17 protein-coding genes and 1 pseudogene are annotated in these 19,622 nt (G+C 63.3%); 15 read left to right on the top strand and 3 right to left on the bottom strand.

Going from position 1 to position 19,622, the window contains the following annotated elements; all coding sequences use genetic code 11:
- The first annotated feature begins 6 nt into the window (after positions 1 to 6).
- Both orn and ABM562_RS00770 read left to right on the top strand, forming a co-directional pair.
- Positions 7 to 549, top strand: a complete 543-nt coding sequence (gene orn / locus ABM562_RS00775) for an oligoribonuclease (protein ID WP_115089109.1) — start codon at positions 7 to 9, stop codon at positions 547 to 549.
- A gap of 100 nt (positions 550 to 649) precedes the next feature.
- On the top strand, positions 650 to 1,261 hold the full coding sequence (locus tag ABM562_RS00770; protein ID WP_038997454.1) for a trimeric intracellular cation channel family protein: 612 nt from the start codon (positions 650 to 652) through the stop codon (positions 1,259 to 1,261).
- Positions 1,262 to 1,385: 124 nt separating this feature from the next.
- Here ABM562_RS00770 and queG read toward each other — a convergent pair whose 3' ends face one another.
- On the bottom strand, positions 1,386 to 2,459 hold the full coding sequence (queG, locus tag ABM562_RS00765) for a tRNA epoxyqueuosine(34) reductase QueG (protein WP_460420475.1): 1,074 nt from the start codon (positions 2,457 to 2,459) through the stop codon (positions 1,386 to 1,388).
- A 62-nt stretch (positions 2,460 to 2,521) separates the two neighbouring features.
- Here queG and ABM562_RS00760 point away from each other — a divergent pair, with 62 nt between their 5' ends.
- The 13 genes and pseudogenes from ABM562_RS00760 (at position 2,522) to ABM562_RS00700 (ending at position 16,819) form a co-directional block, all read left to right on the top strand.
- Positions 2,522 to 3,382 (top strand): NAD(P)H-hydrate dehydratase, encoded by an 861-nt coding sequence (locus ABM562_RS00760; protein ID WP_460420473.1) that lies wholly within the window; start codon positions 2,522 to 2,524, stop codon positions 3,380 to 3,382.
- The gene (gene tsaE / locus ABM562_RS00755) at positions 3,370 to 3,840 is read left to right on the top strand and encodes a tRNA (adenosine(37)-N6)-threonylcarbamoyltransferase complex ATPase subunit type 1 TsaE (protein WP_115089103.1); all 471 of its coding nucleotides are present in this window, start codon (positions 3,370 to 3,372) and stop codon (positions 3,838 to 3,840) included. The genes ABM562_RS00760 and tsaE overlap by 13 nt, the downstream gene beginning before the upstream one ends.
- 3 nt (positions 3,841 to 3,843) lie before the next feature.
- The gene (locus ABM562_RS00750; protein WP_205125920.1) at positions 3,844 to 5,268 is read left to right on the top strand and encodes an N-acetylmuramoyl-L-alanine amidase; all 1,425 of its coding nucleotides are present in this window, start codon (positions 3,844 to 3,846) and stop codon (positions 5,266 to 5,268) included.
- Positions 5,265 to 7,166, top strand: coding sequence for a DNA mismatch repair endonuclease MutL (gene mutL, locus ABM562_RS00745; RefSeq protein ID WP_115089099.1), 1,902 nt, complete (start codon positions 5,265 to 5,267; stop codon positions 7,164 to 7,166). The genes ABM562_RS00750 and mutL overlap by 4 nt, the downstream gene beginning before the upstream one ends.
- Position 7,167: 1 nt before the next feature.
- The gene (gene miaA, locus ABM562_RS00740) at positions 7,168 to 8,139 is read left to right on the top strand and encodes a tRNA (adenosine(37)-N6)-dimethylallyltransferase MiaA (protein ID WP_115089097.1); all 972 of its coding nucleotides are present in this window, start codon (positions 7,168 to 7,170) and stop codon (positions 8,137 to 8,139) included.
- A gap of 96 nt (positions 8,140 to 8,235) precedes the next feature.
- The gene (gene hfq / locus ABM562_RS00735; protein ID WP_010221594.1) at positions 8,236 to 8,496 is read left to right on the top strand and encodes an RNA chaperone Hfq; all 261 of its coding nucleotides are present in this window, start codon (positions 8,236 to 8,238) and stop codon (positions 8,494 to 8,496) included.
- A 12-nt stretch (positions 8,497 to 8,508) separates the two neighbouring features.
- Positions 8,509 to 9,810 carry a ribosome rescue GTPase HflX gene (hflX, locus tag ABM562_RS00730; RefSeq protein ID WP_010221595.1) on the top strand — a complete coding sequence of 434 codons (1,302 nt, stop codon included), beginning with the start codon at positions 8,509 to 8,511 and terminating at the stop codon, positions 9,808 to 9,810.
- 96 nt (positions 9,811 to 9,906) lie between these two features.
- Positions 9,907 to 11,067: an FtsH protease activity modulator HflK gene (gene hflK, locus ABM562_RS00725; protein ID WP_115089095.1), complete on the top strand. Its 1,161-nt coding sequence runs from the start codon at positions 9,907 to 9,909 to the stop codon at positions 11,065 to 11,067.
- Positions 11,067 to 11,936: a protease modulator HflC gene (gene hflC / locus ABM562_RS00720; protein ID WP_010221597.1), complete on the top strand. Its 870-nt coding sequence runs from the start codon at positions 11,067 to 11,069 to the stop codon at positions 11,934 to 11,936. The genes hflK and hflC overlap by 1 nt, the downstream gene beginning before the upstream one ends.
- 275 nt (positions 11,937 to 12,211) lie before the next feature.
- Positions 12,212 to 13,399, top strand: coding sequence for an ATP phosphoribosyltransferase regulatory subunit (locus ABM562_RS00715; RefSeq protein WP_038997444.1), 1,188 nt, complete (start codon positions 12,212 to 12,214; stop codon positions 13,397 to 13,399).
- Between the two features lie 54 nt (positions 13,400 to 13,453).
- Complete coding sequence (locus ABM562_RS00710; RefSeq protein ID WP_010221599.1) at positions 13,454 to 14,746, top strand: adenylosuccinate synthase; 1,293 nt, start codon at positions 13,454 to 13,456, stop codon at positions 14,744 to 14,746.
- A gap of 111 nt (positions 14,747 to 14,857) precedes the next feature.
- Positions 14,858 to 15,913 (top strand): annotated as a pseudogene (locus tag ABM562_RS00705) (methyl-accepting chemotaxis protein); the annotation flags it as partial.
- A gap of 21 nt (positions 15,914 to 15,934) precedes the next feature.
- Positions 15,935 to 16,819: a methyl-accepting chemotaxis protein gene (locus ABM562_RS00700; RefSeq protein WP_415842493.1), complete on the top strand. Its 885-nt coding sequence runs from the start codon at positions 15,935 to 15,937 to the stop codon at positions 16,817 to 16,819.
- A 180-nt stretch (positions 16,820 to 16,999) separates the two neighbouring features.
- Here the strand turns inward: ABM562_RS00700 and ABM562_RS00695 are convergent, their stop codons facing one another.
- Together ABM562_RS00695 and ABM562_RS00690 are read right to left on the bottom strand one after the other, a co-directional pair.
- On the bottom strand, positions 17,000 to 18,568 hold the full coding sequence (locus ABM562_RS00695) for an ABC transporter permease (protein ID WP_115089093.1): 1,569 nt from the start codon (positions 18,566 to 18,568) through the stop codon (positions 17,000 to 17,002).
- Positions 18,568 to 19,581 carry an extracellular solute-binding protein gene (locus ABM562_RS00690; protein WP_460420468.1) on the bottom strand — a complete coding sequence of 338 codons (1,014 nt, stop codon included), beginning with the start codon at positions 19,579 to 19,581 and terminating at the stop codon, positions 18,568 to 18,570. The genes ABM562_RS00695 and ABM562_RS00690 overlap by 1 nt, the downstream gene beginning before the upstream one ends.
- Positions 19,582 to 19,622 lie beyond the last annotated feature (41 nt).

The following is a 19,622-nucleotide window of genomic DNA, read 5'->3' as shown; positions in this document are numbered from 1 at the left end:
AGAATCATGCAGAACCCACAGAACCTGATCTGGATCGACCTGGAAATGACCGGTCTGGATCCGGATCAAGACGTCATTATCGAAATGGCCACCATCGTCACCGACAGCGACCTCAACACCCTGGCTGAAGGCCCGGTGATCGCTATCCACCACAGTGACGAGGTGCTGGCGCGCATGGATGAGTGGAACACTCGCACCCACGGCGCCTCCGGCCTGACCCAACGGGTCAAGGACAGTAAGGTCAGCATGGCCGAAGCCGAGGCCCGGACCATCGCCTTCCTGGAGCAGTGGGTAGCGAAGGGCAAGTCGCCGATCTGTGGCAACAGCATCTGCCAGGACCGCCGGTTCCTCTACCGCCACATGCGCAACCTGGAAAACTACTTCCACTACCGCAACCTCGACGTTTCGACCCTCAAGGAGCTGGCGGCACGCTGGGCCCCGGAAGTGCGCGACAGCTTCAAGAAGGGTGGCACCCACCTGGCACTGGACGATATTCGCGAGTCGATCAACGAACTGCGCCATTATCGCGAGCACTTCATCAAGTTCTGAGTGCAGCGCCGCCGGCTTGTACAGACAATCCGCGCGGCGCCCCCTTTTGGTGCCTGTGGCAACTGGTTAGACTGCGCGCCCCTTTGCACGGATCTGCGCCATGTTGTTGATGCTCTACCTCATTGCTATCACCGCCGAAGCCATGACCGGTGCACTGTCTGCTGGCCGTCGCGGCATGGACTGGTTCGGTGTGGTGCTGATCGCCTGCATCACCGCTCTGGGTGGTGGCTCGGTGCGCGACGTGCTGCTGGGGCATTACCCGCTGACCTGGGTCAAGCACCCGGAATACCTGGTGCTGACCAGTTTCGCGGCGCTGATGACCATCTTTATTGCGCCGCTGATGCGCCACCTGCGCTCACTGTTCCTGGTGCTCGATGCCCTGGGGCTGGTGGCCTTCACCCTGATTGGCTGCATGACCGCGCTGGAAATGGGCCAGGGCATGCTGGTGGCATCGATCAGCGGGGTGATTACCGGGGTGTTTGGCGGCATTCTTCGGGATATCTTCTGTAACGATATTCCGCTGATCTTCCGCCGCGAGTTGTATGCCAGTGTGTCGTTCGCTGCGGCCTGGTTCTACCTGGGCTGTGTGTACTTCAATGTGCCGGGCGAGCAGGCGATTTTGCTGACCTTGTTTGGCGGCTTCCTGCTACGGCTGCTGGCGATTCGGTTCCATTGGGAGATGCCGAAGTTTCATTACAACGACGAGCATTGATTTGCTTGTGCCGGCCTCATCGCTGATTCAGCCAGCTCCCACATAGCCCCTGACCGGTCTCAATAATGCAACCCGCCTGGTCCCCTGTGGGAGCTGGCTTGCCAGCGATGGCCGCGCCGCTGATTCAGCCAGCCTGCCGCTCGGTATGCTGCGCCAACGCCCACTCCACATGCTCGCGCACCAGCTCCGACGGAAAATCCTGCCGCGCCTTGAGCGCCTCCAGTACCTGGATAGTCGACGGCGCATTGCCCAAGCCCACCGCCAGGTTGCGCAACCAGCGCTCATAACCGGCACGGCGCAGCGGTGAGCCTTCGGTGCTGTCGAGGAAGGTCTGCTCATCCCACATGAACAGCTCGGCAAGCCCGGCGCTATCGAGGTTGTGCCGGGGCTTGAAGTCACTCTCGCCGGTAGGGCGGGCAAAACGGTTCCACGGGCAGACAATCTGGCAGTCGTCGCAACCGAACACCCGATTACCGATCAACGGTCGCAGCTCTTCGGGGATCGCGCTTTTCAGCTCGATGGTCAGGTACGAGATACAGCGCCTGGCATCCAGCACATACGGGCCAACAAAGGCCTGGGTCGGGCAGATGTCCAGGCAGGCGCTGCAGCGCCCGCAATGTTCGCTGGCCTGCGGTGGGTCGACCGGCAGCGGCATATCGACGAACAGTTCGGCGAGAAAGAAGTAACTCCCGGCCTTGCGATTGAGCAGCAGGGTGTTCTTGCCGATCCAGCCCAGCCCGGCCTGCTCGGCAATGGCCTTTTCCAGCACCGGGGCGCTGTCGACAAAAGCACGAAAGCCAAACGGGCCTATGTCCTTCTGGATGCGCTCGGCCAGGTGTTGCACGCGTTTGCGCACCAGCTTGTGGTAATCGCGACCCAGGGCGTAACGGGAGATGTAGGCCTTCTCCGGTTGGGCCAGTTGCTGGGCCATGCGCGTGTCGCCCGGCAGGTAGTCCATGCGCAGCGAGACCACGCGCAAGGTGCCTGGCACCAGCTCATCCGGGTGCGAGCGCTTGCTGCCGTGGGCGCCCATGTAGTCCATTTCGCCGTGGTAGCCGGCTTCGAGCCAGCGTTCCAGGTGTTTTTCGTGCTCGCCCAGGTCTACCCCGGCGATGCCGACATGGGCAAAGCCAAGCTCTCGGCCCCAATCCTTGATCGATTGGGCCAGTGCGGGTAGGTCGGGGGCAGAAGCAGGCATGGGAATAAGGCAATACGGACTCAGGTGCGTATAATTCTGCCAGACATCAGAGCCTTTGACCCATGCCTCAGACCAAACACCCCACAAACGAGCCGCATCGGCTCACCAGCGTCACCCTTGCGCCCCTGGCACCACGTCATGCCGGCGCTCATAAAGGCGACTTCGGCCATGTGCTGGTGGTCGGTGGTGATCGCGGTACCGGCGGCGCGGCGCTGCTCAGTGCCGAAGCCGCTTTGCGCTGCGGCGCCGGGCTGGTGTCGCTGGTCACCCGGCCTGAGCATGTGCCCGCGGCCATGGCCCGCTTGCCCGAGGTGATGAGCCTGGGCGTGCATTCGGCCAATCAATTGATGACGCCGATCGAGCGGGCTTCGGTGCTGGTGGTTGGCCCTGGCCTCGGCCAAGCGGCCTGGGGGCGCAGCCTGTTGTCGGCGGTGGCCAGCAGCCAGGTGCCACAGGTGTGGGACGCCGATGCCCTCAACCTGCTGGCTTGCACGCCCTTGCCGCTGCCCAAAGGCAGCATCATTACCCCGCATCCGGGGGAGGCCGCTCGTCTGCTTGGTGTATCCACCGAAGCCGTGCAGGCCGACCGGCCTGGCGCGGCGCGCAAACTCGCGCGTAAATATGCGGTCGTATGTGTGCTGAAAGGCTCTGGCTCCCTGGTGGCCGATCCGGCGGGGCAACTGGCGCTCTGCTCGCGCGGTCATCCGGCGATGGCTGGCGCCGGCCTGGGTGATGTGCTCAGTGGTGTGCTCGGCGCCTTGCTGGCCCAGGGCATGTCGGCCTGGGAAGCGGCCTGCCTGGGCGTCTGGCTGCATGCCTGCGCCGGCGAGCGCCTGGGCGTTCAGGGCCGTGGCCTGGCGGCCAGCGATATGGCCCCGGCAATTCGTCAGTTATTGGAGGAGCATTCAGCGTGTCTGGCATAACCCTGTTTTTGGCCGATGAAGAGGCCATGGTCCACTTCGGCAACCGCATTGCCGAAGTGACCCAAGGTCACGGCGTGATTTTTCTTGAAGGGGACCTGGGGGCCGGCAAGACCACCCTGTCGCGAGGCATTATTCGTGGCCTTGGGCACCAAGGCGCAGTAAAAAGTCCTACCTTTACAGTGGTTGAGCCTTACGAGATTGGCGACATCCGCGCCTTCCATTTCGACCTCTACCGTCTGGTCGATCCGGAGGAGCTGGAGTTCATGGGCATCCGCGATTACTTCGAAGATGACGCCCTGTGCCTGTTCGAATGGCCCCAAAAAGGGGCGGGCATTTTGCCAAAGCCCGACCTGACCATTACCATAAGCCCCCAGGCGAGCGGTCGTTCGCTCAACCTGTCGCCGCAGGGGGCACGTGGCGAAGCCTGGTGTGCCGCTCTGGCCTTGGAATTCAAATAGAAAATGGGGATAGGTATGCGCATTCGCGCACTGGTTTCTGTCGTAGGACTGCTGCTTACGGCAGTAGCCGTGGACGCTCTGGCCGTTACGCAAGTCAAAAGTATGCGTTTATGGCGAGCGCCGGATAACACACGGCTGGTCTTCGACCTCTCGGGCCCTGTGCAGCACAGCGTATTTACCCTGACCGCCCCGGATCGCCTGGTGATCGACATCAATGGCGCGACCCTGGCCGCGCCGCTTTCAGTGTCCACCTCCAACACCCCGATTACCAGCGTGCGCTCGGCCCAGCGTACGCCCACCGACCTGCGCGTGGTGGTTGACCTCAAGAAGTCGGTGACGCCCAAGAGCTTCACCCTGGCGCCCAACGCGCAGTACGGCAACCGCCTGGTGGTCGATCTGTTCGACCAGGAGGCCGACGCCGTCACCCCGCCGCCGACCCCGCCGGTCGCCACCACGCCTGCGGTGCCGGTGACTCCGGCACAACCGGCGATCAAGCTGACCCCGGTGCCCAATGGCAAGCGTGACATCGTCATCGCCATCGACGCCGGTCACGGCGGTGAAGACCCGGGGGCTTCCGGCTCGCGCGGCCAACACGAAAAAGACATCGTCCTGGCCATCGCCAAGGAACTGCAGCGCCAGATCAACTCCGAGAAGGGCTTCCGCGCCGAGCTGACCCGTACCGGCGACTACTTCATCCCGCTGCGTAAACGCACCGAGATTGCCCGCAAGAAGGGCGCCGACCTGTTCATTTCGATCCACGCTGACGCCGCGCCGTCCAAGGCCGCGTTTGGTGCCTCGGTGTTCGCCTTGTCCGATCGCGGTGCCACCTCGGAAACCGCGCGCTGGCTGGCCGACAGCGAAAACCGCTCCGACCTGATCGGTGGTGCCGGTAACGTTAGCCTCGATGACAAGGACCGCATGCTCGCCGGTGTGCTGCTCGACCTGTCGATGACCGCTTCGCTGAGCTCCAGCCTCAACGTCGGGCAGAAGGTCCTGGGCAACATGGGCCGTATCACGCCGCTGCACAAGCAGCGCGTCGAACAGGCCGGGTTCATGGTGCTGAAATCGCCGGACATCCCGTCGATCCTGGTGGAAACCGGCTTTATCTCCAACGCCAACGAGGCCGCCAAGCTGGCGACCCCGAGCCACCAGCAGTCCCTCGCCCGCTCGATTCACAGTGGCGTGCGCCAGTTCTTCCAGCAGAACCCGCCGCCGGGCACTTATGTCGCCTGGCTGCGTGACAGCGGCAAGATTGCCCAGGGCCCACGCGAGCATTCGGTGCGCCCGGGCGAGACCTTGGCGATGATCGCCGTGCGCTATCAGGTCAGCGTTGCCAGCCTGCGCAGCGCCAACAGCCTGAAGACCGATGAGCTGAAAGTCGGCCAGCACCTGAACATCCCGACCACAGCACTGGCGGCCCAGCAATGAGCAGCAGTGCCCGGATCGAGCTGCTCAGCCCGCGGCTGGCCAACCAGATTGCTGCTGGTGAGGTAGTCGAGCGCCCGGCCTCGGTAATCAAGGAGCTGCTGGAAAACAGCCTGGACTCCGGTGCCAAACGCATCGACGTCGAAGTCGAGCAGGGCGGCGTCAAGTTGCTGCGGGTGCGCGACGACGGTGGCGGTATCGCTGCCGATGACCTGCCGCTGGCCCTGGCCCGGCACGCCACCAGCAAGATCCGCGACCTGGAAGACCTCGAGCGGGTCATGAGCCTGGGCTTTCGTGGTGAGGCCCTGGCCTCGATCAGTTCGGTCGCCCGCCTGACCCTGACCTCGCGCACCCGTGACGCCGAGCAGGCCTGGCAGGTGGAAACCGAAGGCCGCGACATGGCCCCGCGGGTGCAGCCTGCGGCGCATCCGGTCGGCACCTCGGTGGAAGTGCGCGACCTGTTCTTCAATACTCCAGCCCGGCGCAAGTTCCTCAAGACCGAGAAAACTGAATTCGATCACCTGCAGGAAGTGATCCGGCGCCTGGCGCTGGCGCGTTTCGACGTGGGTTTTCACCTGCGTCACAACGGCAAAAGCATTCTCAGCCTGCACGAAGCCCATGACGACACTGCTCGCGCTCGCCGCGTAGCCGCTATTTGTGGCCCGGGCTTCCTTGAGCAGGCGCTGCCGATCGAAGTCGAGCGCAACGGCTTGCACCTGTGGGGCTGGGTCGGCCTGCCGACCTTCTCGCGCAGTCAGGCCGACCTTCAGTACTTCTTCGTCAACGGCCGCGCAGTGCGCGACAAGCTAGTCGCCCACGCCGTGCGCCAGGCTTATCGCGACGTGCTGTTCAACGGTCGGCACCCGACCTTTGTGCTGTTTCTCGAAGTCGACCCGACAGGCGTCGACGTCAACGTGCACCCGACCAAGCACGAAGTGCGCTTCCGTGACGGGCGCATGGTTCACGACTTTCTATACGGCACCTTGCACCGCGCCCTGGCCGATGTGCGCCCGGAAGACCAGTTGGCCGCGCCTGCTGCGACCGGCGAGATCGTCCGTCCCAGCGGCATTCAGGCGGGTGAGTTCGGACCTCAGGGCGAGATGCGCCTGGCCGCCAATCTGCTCGAGCAGCCGCCTGCCGAGCCAGGCCTGCGCCCGTCCCTGGGCAGCAATGGCAGTGGCGCTGGCTATCAGTATCAGTACACACCGCGGCCAGCCCAGGCATTGCCTGCGGCCGAAGCCCAGGGTGTGTACCGTGAGTTCTTTGCCCCACTGAACGATGCCGCGCCTGCTGCATTGCCCGAAGGCCAGGGCGACATCCCGCCTCTGGGTTACGCCCTGGCTCAGCTCAAGGGCATCTATATCCTTGCCGAAAACGCCGTCGGCCTGGTGCTGGTTGACATGCACGCCGCCCATGAGCGGATCATGTACGAGCGCCTCAAGGTGGCCATGGCCAGCGAAGGCCTCAGCGGCCAACCGCTGCTGGTGCCGGAATCCCTGGCTTTGAGCCAGCGCGAAGCCGATTGCGCCGAAGAGCACGCCGAGTGGTTCCAGCGCCTGGGCTTCGAGTTGCAGCGCCTGGGCCCGGAAAGCCTGGCGATCCGGCAGATTCCGGCGCTGCTCAAGCAAGCCGAGGCCAATCGCCTGGTTCAGGATGTACTGGCGGACCTGATGGAATACGGCACCAGCGACCGTATTCAGGCGCACCTGAACGAACTGCTCGGGACCATGGCCTGCCACGGCGCGATCCGCGCCAACCGGCGCCTGGCCATCCCGGAAATGAACGGCCTGCTGCGCGACATGGAAAACACCGAGCGCAGCGGTCAATGCAACCATGGCCGACCGACCTGGACCCAGATGGGCCTGGACGATCTGGACAAACTGTTCCTGCGCGGTCGATGACATGAGTGGCAAACCTCCAGCGATATTCCTCATGGGCCCGACTGCGGCGGGCAAGACCGACCTTGCCATCGAGCTGACCAAGGTCCTGCCATGCGAGCTGATCAGTGTCGACTCGGCGCTGGTCTACTGTGGCATGGACATTGGCACCGCCAAGCCATCCAAAGAGATTCTGGCTGCCCATCCGCATCGCTTGATCGACATCCTTGACCCGGCTGAAAGCTATTCGGCCGCCGATTTTCGTCGCGATGCGCTGGAGGCCATGGCCGATATCACCGCGCGCGGCAAAATCCCCCTGCTGGTCGGCGGCACCATGCTTTATTACAAGGCATTGCTCGAAGGCCTGGCAGACATGCCGGCGGCTGACCCGCAGGTGCGTGCCGAACTCGAAGACGAGGTCCAGCGCCTCGGCTTGCACGCCCTGCACCAGCAACTGGCGGCGGTCGACCCGGAATCGGCGGCGCGTATTCATCCCAATGACCCGCAGCGGCTGATCCGCGCGCTGGAGGTCTACCGGGTCAGCGGCCTGACGATGACGTCACATCGCCAGCGTCAATCCGCGGAAAGTAGCGCCGCAGGCACGTCCGCAGCGGGCCAATTGCCCTATACTGTCGCCAGCCTGGCCATTGCGCCTGCCGATCGACACGTATTGCACGAGCGGATTGCGCTAAGATTCGGGCAAATGCTGGAACAGGGCTTCGTTGACGAGGTCCGATTGCTGCGAGCCAGAAGTGACTTGCATGCGGGGCTGCCGTCTATACGGGCGGTTGGTTATCGCCAGGTCTGGGATCACCTTGATGGCAAGTTGACTTCAGTGGAAATGCAGGAGCGCGGCATTATTGCCACTCGCCAATTGGCGAAGCGGCAGTTCACCTGGTTGCGTAGTTGGGCTGACCTGCACTGGTTGGACAGCCTGGCCTGCGACAATCTGTCTCGCACCTTGAAATACCTTGGATCGGTCTCCATATTGAGCTGAGTCCTTGCAATAGCCGTCTATCCTTGGGGTGGGGCGGCTTGAGCCATCAGTTTTTCTTTGATTTTTTTACTATTGATCCTTACAGGAGTGCGGCATATGTCAAAAGGGCATTCGCTACAAGACCCTTACTTGAATACTTTGAGAAAAGAAAAAGTTGGGGTTTCGATCTATCTGGTTAACGGTATCAAGCTGCAAGGCACGATCGAATCCTTCGACCAGTTCGTGATTCTGCTGAAGAACACCGTCAGCCAGATGGTTTACAAGCACGCCATCTCGACAGTTGTCCCTGTGCGTCCGATCCGTCTGCCTAGCGCAACCGAATCAGAGCAAGGCGACGCTGAGCCAGGTAACGCCTGATAGGAGTCTGCTTTGTTCTTTGAGCGCCACGGTGGTGGTGAACGGGCAGTCCTCGTTCACTTGGAAGGTCAGAACCCTGAGGCGCGCGAAGATCCGCAGGAGTTTCAGGAGCTGGCACTGTCGGCTGGGGCCGATATTGTCGCGTTCGCCAATGTGGCGCGACATCAGCCCACCGCCAAATACCTGATTGGCAGCGGCAAGGTCGAAGAGTTACGCGACCTGGTCAACGCCGAACAGGTAGATTTGGTGATTTTCAATCACACCCTCACCCCCAGTCAGGAACGTAACCTCGAACGAGTCTTCGAGTGTCGCGTGCTTGACCGCACCGGTCTGATTCTCGACATCTTCGCCCAGCGGGCGCGTACCCATGAAGGCAAGCTGCAGGTCGAACTGGCCCAGCTCGAGCACATGAGCACGCGGCTGGTGCGTGGCTGGACTCACCTTGAGCGGCAAAAAGGCGGTATCGGCCTGCGCGGCCCGGGTGAAACCCAGCTGGAAACCGACCGCCGCCTGCTGCGGGTACGCCTGCGCCAGATCAAGGCGCGCCTGGAGAAGGTCCGCAGCCAGCGTGAACAAGCTCGCCGTGGCCGTAAACGGGCGGATATCCCCTCGGTTTCCCTGGTCGGCTACACCAACGCCGGCAAGTCCACCCTGTTCAACGCCCTGACCCAGTCCGAGGTCTATGCCGCCGACCAGTTGTTCGCGACCCTCGACCCGACCCTGCGCCGGCTTGAGCTCGACGACCTCGGGCCGATCGTGCTGGCCGACACCGTGGGCTTCATTCGTCACCTGCCGCACAAGCTGGTCGAGGCATTTCGGGCTACGCTCGAAGAGTCGAGCAACTCCGACCTGCTGCTGCACGTGATCGACGCCCATGAGCCTGAGCGCATGGCGCAGATCGAGCAGGTCATGGCGGTACTGGGAGAGATCGGTGCAGAAGGCTTGCCGATCCTCGAGGTCTATAACAAACTCGACCTGCTTGAAGGTGTCGAGCCGCAGATTCAGCGCGATGCCGATGGCAAGCCGCAACGGGTCTGGGTCTCGGCCCGCGATGGTCGGGGGCTGGAGCTGGTGGGGCAGGCGGTCGCCGAATTGCTGGGGGATGACCTGTTTGTCGGTACCTTGCGCCTTGAGCAGCGTTTCGCCCGGCTGCGCGCGCAGTTCTTTGAACTGGGTGCGGTGCAGAGCGAAGAGCATGACGATGAAGGCAGCAGCCTGCTGGCTGTGCGATTGCCGCGGGTGGAGTTGAACCGCCTGGTCAGCCGCGAAGGTTTGCAGCCGCTGGAGTTCATCGAGCAACATACTTTGCAATAAATGCCCGGCGACGCGGTCGGGCAGCCGTGACAGGCATTCTGTAGCATTGGACGGCGCGCCGTGGGCGCGTCTTTGCTTTATCAGATGGAGAGCGCTATGGCTTGGAATGAGCCGGGTGGCAACTCGAACAATCAGGATCCGTGGGGCGGGCGCCGTGGTGGCGACAAGAAAGGGCCACCGGATCTCGACGAGGCCTTCCGCAAGCTGCAGGACAGCCTGAACGGCATGTTCGGCAGTGGCAAGAAACGCGGTGGTGATGGCGGCATCGGCAAGGGCGGTGGCTTCGGCCTGCTCGGCATCGGTCTCGCCGTGCTTGCAGCTATCTGGCTGTACAGCGCCGTGTACGTGGTCGACGAACAGGAGCAGGCAGTCGTGCTGCGCTTCGGCAAATACTACGAAACCGTAGGGCCGGGCCTGAACATCTACTTCCCGCCGATCGATCGCAAGTACATGGAGAACGTTACTCGCGAACGTGCCTATACCAAGCAGGGGCAGATGCTGACCGAAGACGAGAACATCGTCGAGGTGCCGCTGACCGTGCAGTACAAGATCACCAACCTGCAGGATTTCGTGCTGAACGTCGATCAGCCTGAAATCAGCCTGCAGCACGCGACCGACAGTGCCTTGCGTCACGTGGTGGGTTCCACCGCGATGGACAAGGTGCTGACCGAAGGTCGTGAGCAGATGGCCGTGGAAATCAAGGAGCGCCTGCAGCGTTTCCTCGATACCTACCGTACCGGTATCACCGTCACCCAGGTCAACGTACAGAGCGCGGCAGCCCCGCGTGAAGTGCAGGAAGCCTTCGATGACGTGATCCGTGCCCGTGAAGACGAGCAGCGTGCCCGCAACCAGGCCGAGTCCTACGCCAATGGCGTGGTGCCGGAAGCCCGTGGTCAGGCCCAGCGGATCATCGAGGATGCCAACGGTTACCGCGACGAAGTCGTCTCGCGCGCCAAGGGTGAGGCCGACCGCTTCACCAAACTGGTCGCCGAGTACCGCAAGGCCCCTGAAGTGACCCGTCAGCGCCTGTACCTGGACACCATGCAGGAAGTCTACAGCAACACCAGCAAGGTCCTGGTTTCCGGCAAGGACGGCCAGAGCAACCTGCTGTACCTGCCGCTGGACAAGATGGTGCAGGGCAGCCGTTCCGGCTCTGCCCCGGTCACCGTTGCGCCGTCGGCCAACGCCGATGCGGCCAACCGCGCGGCGGAGCTGCAACAGCAGCAAACACAGTTGCGTACTAGGGAGAGCCGCTGATGAGCAATAAATCGCTGATCGCCCTGATCGTGGCCGTGGTGCTGGCGATCGTGGCCTGGAACAGCTTCTACATCGTGGCCCAGACCGAGCGTGCGGTACTCCTGCAATTTGGTCGTGTGGTCCAGGCTGATGTCCAGCCTGGCCTGCATGTGAAGGTTCCTTACGTCAACCAGGTGCGCAAGTTCGACGCCCGCCTGATGACCCTGGACGCCCCGACCCAGCGCTTCCTGACCCTGGAAAAGAAAGCGGTGATGGTCGATGCCTACGCCAAATGGCGGGTCAAGGACGCCGAGCGCTTCTACACCGCGACCTCGGGCCTCAAGCAGATCGCCGACGAACGTCTGTCGCGCCGTCTGGAAAGCGGCCTGCGTGACCAGTTCGGTAAGCGCACCCTGCACGAAGTGGTCTCCGGTGAACGTGACGCGCTGATGGCTGACATCACTGCATCGCTGAACCGCATGGCCAGCAAGGAACTGGGTATCGAAGTGGTCGACGTTCGCGTCAAGGCCATCGACCTGCCCAAGGAAGTCAACCGCAGCGTGTTCGAGCGGATGAGCACCGAGCGTGAGCGTGAAGCCCGCGAGCACCGCGCCAAGGGTAACGAGCTGGCCGAAGGCATCCGTGCCGACGCCGATCGTCAGCGCCGTGTACTGCTGGCTGAAGCCTACCGGGAATCGGAAGAAACCCGCGGTGACGGCGATGCCCAGGCCGCGTCGATCTACGCCAAGGCCTACGGTCAGGACCAGGAGTTCTACGCGTTCTACCGTAGCCTCAAGGCCTACCGCGAGAGCTTTGCCGACAAGAGCGATGTACTGGTGCTCGATCCGAGCAGCGAGTTCTTCCGCTTCATGGGCAAGACCAAGCCATAAGCATCTACCCCGCCGGGCGGCTAAAACGCCTGGCGGGGTGATCCCGCGAGAAAACGGGTGTATGATGCGGCAGCCGGGAAATTCCCGGCTTTTTTGCGTCTGCAAGATCGAACGGTTCAAACCCGGCTCGGGTCTACAGAGCAGCCCAAGGTATTCGAGGGTATAGGCACGGCGGTAGCGCTGGAATCGGTGCTGCGCGCCATTGTTTGCCGATACCTGCTTCACTCAAGGCTCGCCCGCGGGCAGGCCGCCCGGACCATAGGGGAAATGGCGAAATGGCAACGGTAGACCGCTGGCTGCTGCCAGATGGCATCGAAGAAGTACTGCCACCTGAGGCGGCGCGCATCGAGATCGCGCGTCGGCAGGTGTTGGATCTGTTCCAGAGCTGGGGTTATGACTTCGTCGTGACCCCGCATATCGAGTACCTGGAATCGCTGCTCACCGGTGCCGGCCAGGACCTGGACCTGCGGACCTTCAAGGTCATCGACCCGCAATCGGGCCGGCAGATGGGTTTCCGTGCCGACATCACCCCGCAGGTTGCGCGCATCGATGCGCACACCCTGCGTCGTGAAGGGCCGAGCCGCCTGTGCTATGCCGGCAGCGTGCTGCACGCTTTGCCGCGGGCGCTGTCGACTTCGCGCAGCCCGATCCAGCTCGGTGCCGAGCTGTACGGCGACGCCAGCCCGGTCAGCGACGTCGAGGTGATCAGCCTGATGCTGGCCATGCTGCAACTGGCCGATGTGCCGGATGTGCACATGGACCTTGGCCATGTCGGTATCTACCGTGGCCTGGCCCGTGCTGCCGGCCTGTCGGGTGCGATCGAGCAACAACTGTTCGATGCCTTGCAGCGCAAGGCCGTCGACGAAGTGATCGAGCTGACCGCCAAGCTGCCAGCGGACCTGGCCGGCATGCTGCGCTCGCTCACCGAGCTGTGCGGTGGCCGTGAAGTGCTGGCCGAGGCGCGTGTGCGTCTTGGCCGTGCACCGGCTGCGGTACTGGCGGCACTGGATGACCTGATGGCGATCGCCGAGCGGCTGGCCACGCGTTACCCCGAGCTGCCGCTGTATTTTGACCTGGGCGAGCTGCGTGGCTACCACTACCACACCGGTGTGGTGTTTGCCGCGTTCGTCCCGGGTGTCGGTCAGTCGATCGCCCAGGGCGGTCGTTACGACGACATCGGAGCAGACTTTGGCCGGGCACGCCCGGCCACCGGTTTCTCCACGGATTTGAAGACCCTGGTCACACTGGGGCGAGCCGAGGTGGTATTGCCGTCTGGCGGGATCTGGATGCCCGACAGCAGCGATGCGGCACTCTGGCAGTTGGTCTGCCAATTGCGCAGTGAAGGTCAGCGGGTGGTTCAGGCCTTGCCTGGGCAGCCATTGACTGCCGCCGTCGAGGCGGATTGCGATCGGCAATTGATTCAGCAAAACGGGCTTTGGCAGGTTCTGCCGCTGGCCATTTGAGATTCCCCGCCGGTACGAGCCGGCGCCAAGTTTGCGCGAATGAGGACAAGTGTTATGGGTAAGAATGTCGTAGTCCTGGGCACCCAGTGGGGTGATGAGGGCAAAGGCAAGATCGTTGATCTGCTGACCGAACATGCTGCCGCCGTAGTGCGCTACCAGGGTGGCCACAACGCTGGTCACACCCTGGTGATCGACGGTGAGAAAACCGTGCTGCACCTGATCCCTTCGGGCGTGCTGCGCGAAGGCGTGCAGTGCCTGATCGGCAACGGCGTGGTGGTTGCACCTGACGCCCTGCTGCGTGAAATCAACAAGCTGGAAGAGAAAGGCGTACCGGTGCGCGAGCGCCTGCGCATCAGCCCTTCCTGCCCGCTGATCCTGTCCTACCACGTGGCCCTCGACCAGGCTCGTGAAAAAGCCCGTGGCGAGCAGAAGATCGGCACCACCGGTCGCGGCATCGGTCCGGCCTACGAAGACAAGGTTGCCCGTCGCGGCCTGCGCATCGGTGACCTGTTCCACCGCGAGCGTTTCGCTGCCAAGCTCGGCGAGCTGCTGGACTACCACAACTTCGTGCTGGTCAATTACTACAAAGAGCCTGCAATCGACTTCCAGAAGACCCTGGACGAGTGCATGGAATACGCCGAGCTGCTCAAGCCGATGATGCTCGACGTCACCGCCGAGCTGCACAACCTGCGTCGCGCTGGCAAGGACATCATGTTCGAAGGCGCCCAGGGCTCGCTGCTGGACATCGACCACGGTACCTACCCGTTCGTGACCAGCTCCAACACCACCGCTGGCGGCATCGCTACCGGTTCGGGCGTTGGCCCTATGTACCTGGACTACATCCTCGGTATCACCAAGGCCTACACCACCCGCGTTGGCTCGGGCCCTTTCCCGACCGAACTGTTCGATGACGTCGGTGCCTTCCTGGCCAAGCGTGGTCACGAGTTCGGCGCCACCACCGGCCGTGCCCGTCGTTGCGGCTGGTTCGATGCCGTGATCCTGCGTCGCGCCATCGACGTCAACAGCATCTCCGGCCTGTGCCTGACCAAGCTGGACGTGCTCGACGGCCTGGAAACCATCCGTATCTGCGTTGGCTACAAGAACGAGAACGGTGCCGTTATCGATGCCCCGACCGACGCCGACAGCTACATCGGCCTGGAGCCGGTGTACGAAGAAATGCCGGGCTGGAGCGAGTCGACCCTGGGTGCCAAGACCCTGGAAGAACTGCCGGCCAACGCCCGTGCCTACATCAAGCGTGTGGAAGAGCTGGTCGGCGCGCCGATCGACATCATCTCCACCGGCCCGGACCGCAACGAGACCATCGTGCTGCGTCATCCGTTCGCCTGATCCGCGACTGATGTAAAGACAAAGGCCCCTTGATAGGGGCCTTTGTCGTTTCTGTCGGCTGATCGGCACAACCTTTGCTGTAAGAATCACTCCAGCGGTGCCATCACTTTAATGGCCCCAGAAGTAGAGGGTTCTTTCGTGTCCGCCGTTCTCTCACTGTTACGAAGCCGCCTGTTGCGGCCTGTCTTTGTTGCTCTCGGTATCGCTCTTTTGGTGCAGGTGCTGGTCGCGGTCGCGCTGACCCGGAGCACGGTGACTGCCCTGGAGGCCGATCTGGGCAACCGTCTGGCTGCCGACAGCCAGAAGCTTTCTGCCGAACTCGAGCAGGCCGGCCAGGAGGTAAGCTCCGGGCTCGACAGCTTGTCTGCCAGTACCCGCCAGCGTCTGGCTGCAGGCCTTTCCACACGCCTGCAGGATGAGCAGGCGCAGTTGCGGGCAACGCTGGAGAAGAATCTCAAGGATTCGGCCAACGACATGGCTGAGTTGCTTGCCTCGGTGGCGCCGCGGGCCATGTGGGACAACGACGTGCCGACCCTGTCGGAGTTTTCCCGTCGGGCCCAGCGCAACCCTAACGTGCTGTTCGTCATCTACGACGACGCCCAGGGGCAGCACCTGACCCGTTATCTCAACCGGCAGAACCCGATCAACCAGGCGCTGCTGGAAAAGGGCAAGGGTGAGCGGGCGCTGGACAAGGTGCTGGATGCTGCGCGCAACGACCCGTCGGTGTATTTCGTCGAGGCCCCTATCAACCCCAATGGTGTCGAGATCGGCAAGGTGCTGATGGGCGTTTCCACTGCCGTGGTCGACCACGAGCTGGTGGCGCTGGACAAACGCTTCTCGGCGTTGATTGCCAGTGGCGATCAGCTGGTCGGCGACAGCCTGGTGGGCGCCGCGGCAGACAGCAGCAAGGCCCTGCGCGCGCGTCTGGAGGCGGCTCAGGCCAGCGCTGCCGGCATGCAGGCCAATACCTCGCAAAGCGTCCAGGACGCCGCGGCAACCCTGCGCTGGAACATCGGTGTGGGGCTGGCCCTGGTCGGCCTGGGTGTACTGCTGGTGGTCGCGGTGGTGCTCGGCCGGCGCGTGGTCAACAAGCTGCGCCTGTTGATCGCTGCGCTGAACGACCTGGCGGCGGGTGAGGGTGACCTGACCAAGCGCGTTTCCATCGACAGTCGCGACGAGATCGGCGACATGGCTGCGGCGGTCAACCAGTTCGTTGCCAAGCTGCAGCCTATCGTGCGCGAAGCCGGTGAGGTGGCCCAGCGTACTGGCATCGAGATCGGTGCCATGACCCAGCGCAATGCCGGCGCCGACGCCGCTGCCGAACTGCAGCGCGACGAAGTCGCTGCCAGCCTGCGCGACCTGTCGAGCATGGCCGATGAGGCTCAGGCCGAAAGCCAGGCCATGCAATCGGCCTTGCAGCAAGTGGTGGATATTCGCCAGGCCACCGACGAGAACAGCCGTACTTCAACCCAGGTGGCCAAGCTCATCGAAGACCTGGCCGGACAGGTCGAGACCGGCTCCAAGGTCATCGAGCGCCTGGCCCAGCAGAGCGAGCAGATCGAGGTGGTGCTGACGGTGATCCACGGTATTGCCGAGCAGACCAACCTGTTGGCACTCAACGCCGCCATCGAAGCGGCGCGCGCCGGGGAAACCGGGCGTGGCTTTGCCGTGGTGGCCGATGAAGTCAGGGCGCTGGCGAGCAAGACCCAGAGTTCGACCGGTGACATCCAGGCGCATATCGGTGCCTTGCAGCAAGGAGCAAAAGAAGCGGTGGCGGCAATCAGCCTGGCTGGGCGCCAGGCCAGCGAAGGCTTGCTGGTGCTGCGCGACAATGCGCGGGTGCAGCAGTCGGTGCAGGCTTCGGTGGAGCAGGTGCATGCGGCTATCGGCCTGGCTACCCGTGCGGCTGAGCAGCAGGCGCATGGGGCGCAGGCGGTGCGTGGCAGGGTGCAGACCATCCATGCTCAGGCCGAGCGGGCTGCCGAAGTGGTGATGCAAACCACCGCCAGCAGCAAGGTGCTCGACGACCTGGCGGCGCAGCTCAAGGCTAGCCTGGGGCAGTTCCGGGCCTAGTGTGGGAGCCGGCCTTGCCGGCGATGAGTTCGGTGCAGCCAGCACATCATGTGTTGCCTGAATTACGACCGCTTCGCGCTCGATCGCTGGCAAGTCCAGCTCCCACGGGTCTGTTGCATGCAGGTCCATTGTGGGAGCCGGCCTTGCCGGCGATGGGCTGCGAAAGCAGCCCCAAAGGCCTCACGCGCGGTTGAGGTACATCCGCGTAGTGAGTAGATACACCGGCAACCCCGAGACCAGAATCAGCAATGCCGCATACGGCGCCGCCGCTGCGAACTCGACGTTGGCGGTATGCGCCCACACCTCGGTCGCCAGGGTGGTCATGCCGGTCGGGCTGAGCAGCAGGGTTGCCGTCAGCTCCTTCATGGCATCCAGGAACACCAGCGCGAACGCCGCCGCCAGGGCCGGGAAGATGATCGGCAGGGTCACCCGGCAGAACGCCGTGAACTGCGTCGCGCCAAGGGTGCGCGCTGCTTCTTCAAGCTGCGGCGCCGCCTTGTTCAAGGCTGTGCGCACCGGTGCCTGGGCCAGCGGCAGGAACAACAGGGCGTAGGCCAGCAACAGCAAGCCGGTGGTCTGGTACAGCGCCGGCACATAGTGCAGGGCGAAGTACACCAGGGTCAGTGCAATCACCAGGCCGGGCAGGGCATGCAGCAGGTACGGCAGGCGCTCGGCCCAGATCGCCAGGCGACCTTTGTAGCGCACCACCAGAAAGCTTACCGGCAGCGCCAGCAACAAGCTCAAGCCGGCGCCACCCAGTGACAGCGACAGCGACGAGAACAGGGCGCGGCTGATATCAGCCACCGGAAAGGCTGCTGACGAACCAACGCTCAGCCAGTAGCCGAGCATGCCCAGCGGAATGCCGCTGCCCAGCAGGGCCAGGATCAGGCAGTACAGCTGCCCTGCCGGCATCCATGCCCGCAGGCGAATCGGCGCACCGCGCCGGGCCACGCCCTGGCCGATCCGCACATGCCGGGCCTTGCCGCGCACGCGCAGTTCCAGCCAGAGCATCAGCAGGCACATGAACAGCAGCACCGCCGAGAGCATGGCGGCGTTGGCGTTGCTGAACTCCAGTTCGAACTGCTGGTAGATCGCCGTGGTGAACGTCTGCAGGCCGAGAATCGACAGGGCGCCGAACTCCACCAGCATGTGCAGGGCAATCAGCAGGCTGCCGCCAATGATCGACGGCCACAGCAGCGGCAGGGTGATGCGCCAGAACACGCCCCAGCGCGTCTGCCCCAGGGTGCGCGCCGACTCTTCCAGCGAGGTATCGAGGTTGCGCAGGGTCGCGGCTACCGGCAGGAACACCAGCGGGTACTTGGACAGGCTCATCACCAGGATGGCGCCGCCCAGGCCTTCGAAGCGCGGGCTCAGCGACACCCAGGTAAAGCCGCTGACAAAGGCCGGCACGGCGAACGGCAGGCACAGGATCACACCCCACAGGCGCCGCCCGGGCAGGTCACTGCGCTCCAGCAGCCAGGCCAGGGATACGCCCAGGGCCATGCAGGCCAGGGTGACTCCGGCCATCAGCATCAGGGTGTTGCGCATCAGGCCCCAAACGAAAGGGCGCCAGAGCAGGTGCAAGGCTTCGCGCCAGCCGGCTTCCCAGGTTTTCAAGGCCACATACAGCAGGGGTAACAGGCTTAGCCCGACCAGCAGCAACACTGGCAGTACCACCCAGATCGACGGGCGCTTGCGCTTGGGGATGTAGCGGCTGGCCAGTGCTGCCGCGGGCAGGGCTGCGCTCATTACAGCAGGCCAACTTCGCGTTCGAGCTCCAGGGCTTCTTCGGCATTACCCAGGTCGGCCGGAGTGATTTTCGGCGGGTGCAGGTCTTCGAATGGTTTCAGGCCCTGATCCGAGACCATGCCTTTATGCAGCGGATACTCTGCAGTGGTCTGGGTGATTACCCGCTGGCCTTCTTCGCTGGCCATCCAGGCCAGCAGGGCCTGGGCTTCTTTCGGGTGTTTGCTGGCTTTTACCGCAGCGGCGCTGGAAATGGTCACCAAGCCACCGACGTCGCCATCGGCCAGGTAGTAGAGCTTCGAATCCAGCTGGCCGCGCTCTTTTTTCAGGGCGTACCAGTAGTAGTTGTTCACCAGCACGGCAGCCACTTCGCCATTTTCGACGGCTTTGAGCGCAACCATGTTGTTGGTGTAGGTCTTGCCGAACGCCTTGAGGCCGGTCAGCCATTCTTCGGCGGCGTCACGGCCATGCAGCTTGAGGATGGCTACGGCCTGTTCCTGGAACGCGCCGCTGGTCGGCACGAAGCCGATCTTGCCGTCCCATTGTGGGTCGGCGAAATCCATCACTGAGGGAGGCAGGTCTTTTTCGTCGATCACCTTGGGGTTGAAAGCGACCACGCGGGTGCGTGCGGTGACGCCCATCCAGCTGCCGTTGGCGGCGACGTATTCCTTGGGCAGGACCTGCAGGGTCGAGTCATCGATCTTGGCCAGCAGGCCCAGTTCGCCGAGGTTGTTCAGCGGTGGCGACTCTTCGGTGTAGATGACATCGGCAGGGGAGCGATCACCCTCTTCGATGATCTGGCTGGCCAGCTGGTTGCTGCTGCCCTTGCGAATATTGATGTGGATGCCGGTCTTGGCCTCGTAGGCCTTGGCGATGGCTTCACCGATTTCCTTGTGCTGGCCGTTGTACAGGGTCAGCGCCACAGGGTCGGCGGCCATGGCGGCTGGCGTACCCAGCACCATGGCAAAAACAGAAACGGCCAGGCCGCGCAACAGGGGGTTATTGCGGAACGTCATGCGGGTGCTTCCTCGCTTGCGGCTACATATCTGGAAACAAT

It is taken from the genome of Pseudomonas sp. ZL2, assembly GCF_054788455.1.
Note: the sequence above shows the minus strand (reverse complement) of the source record. Positions and strands in the feature narration are given on the sequence as shown.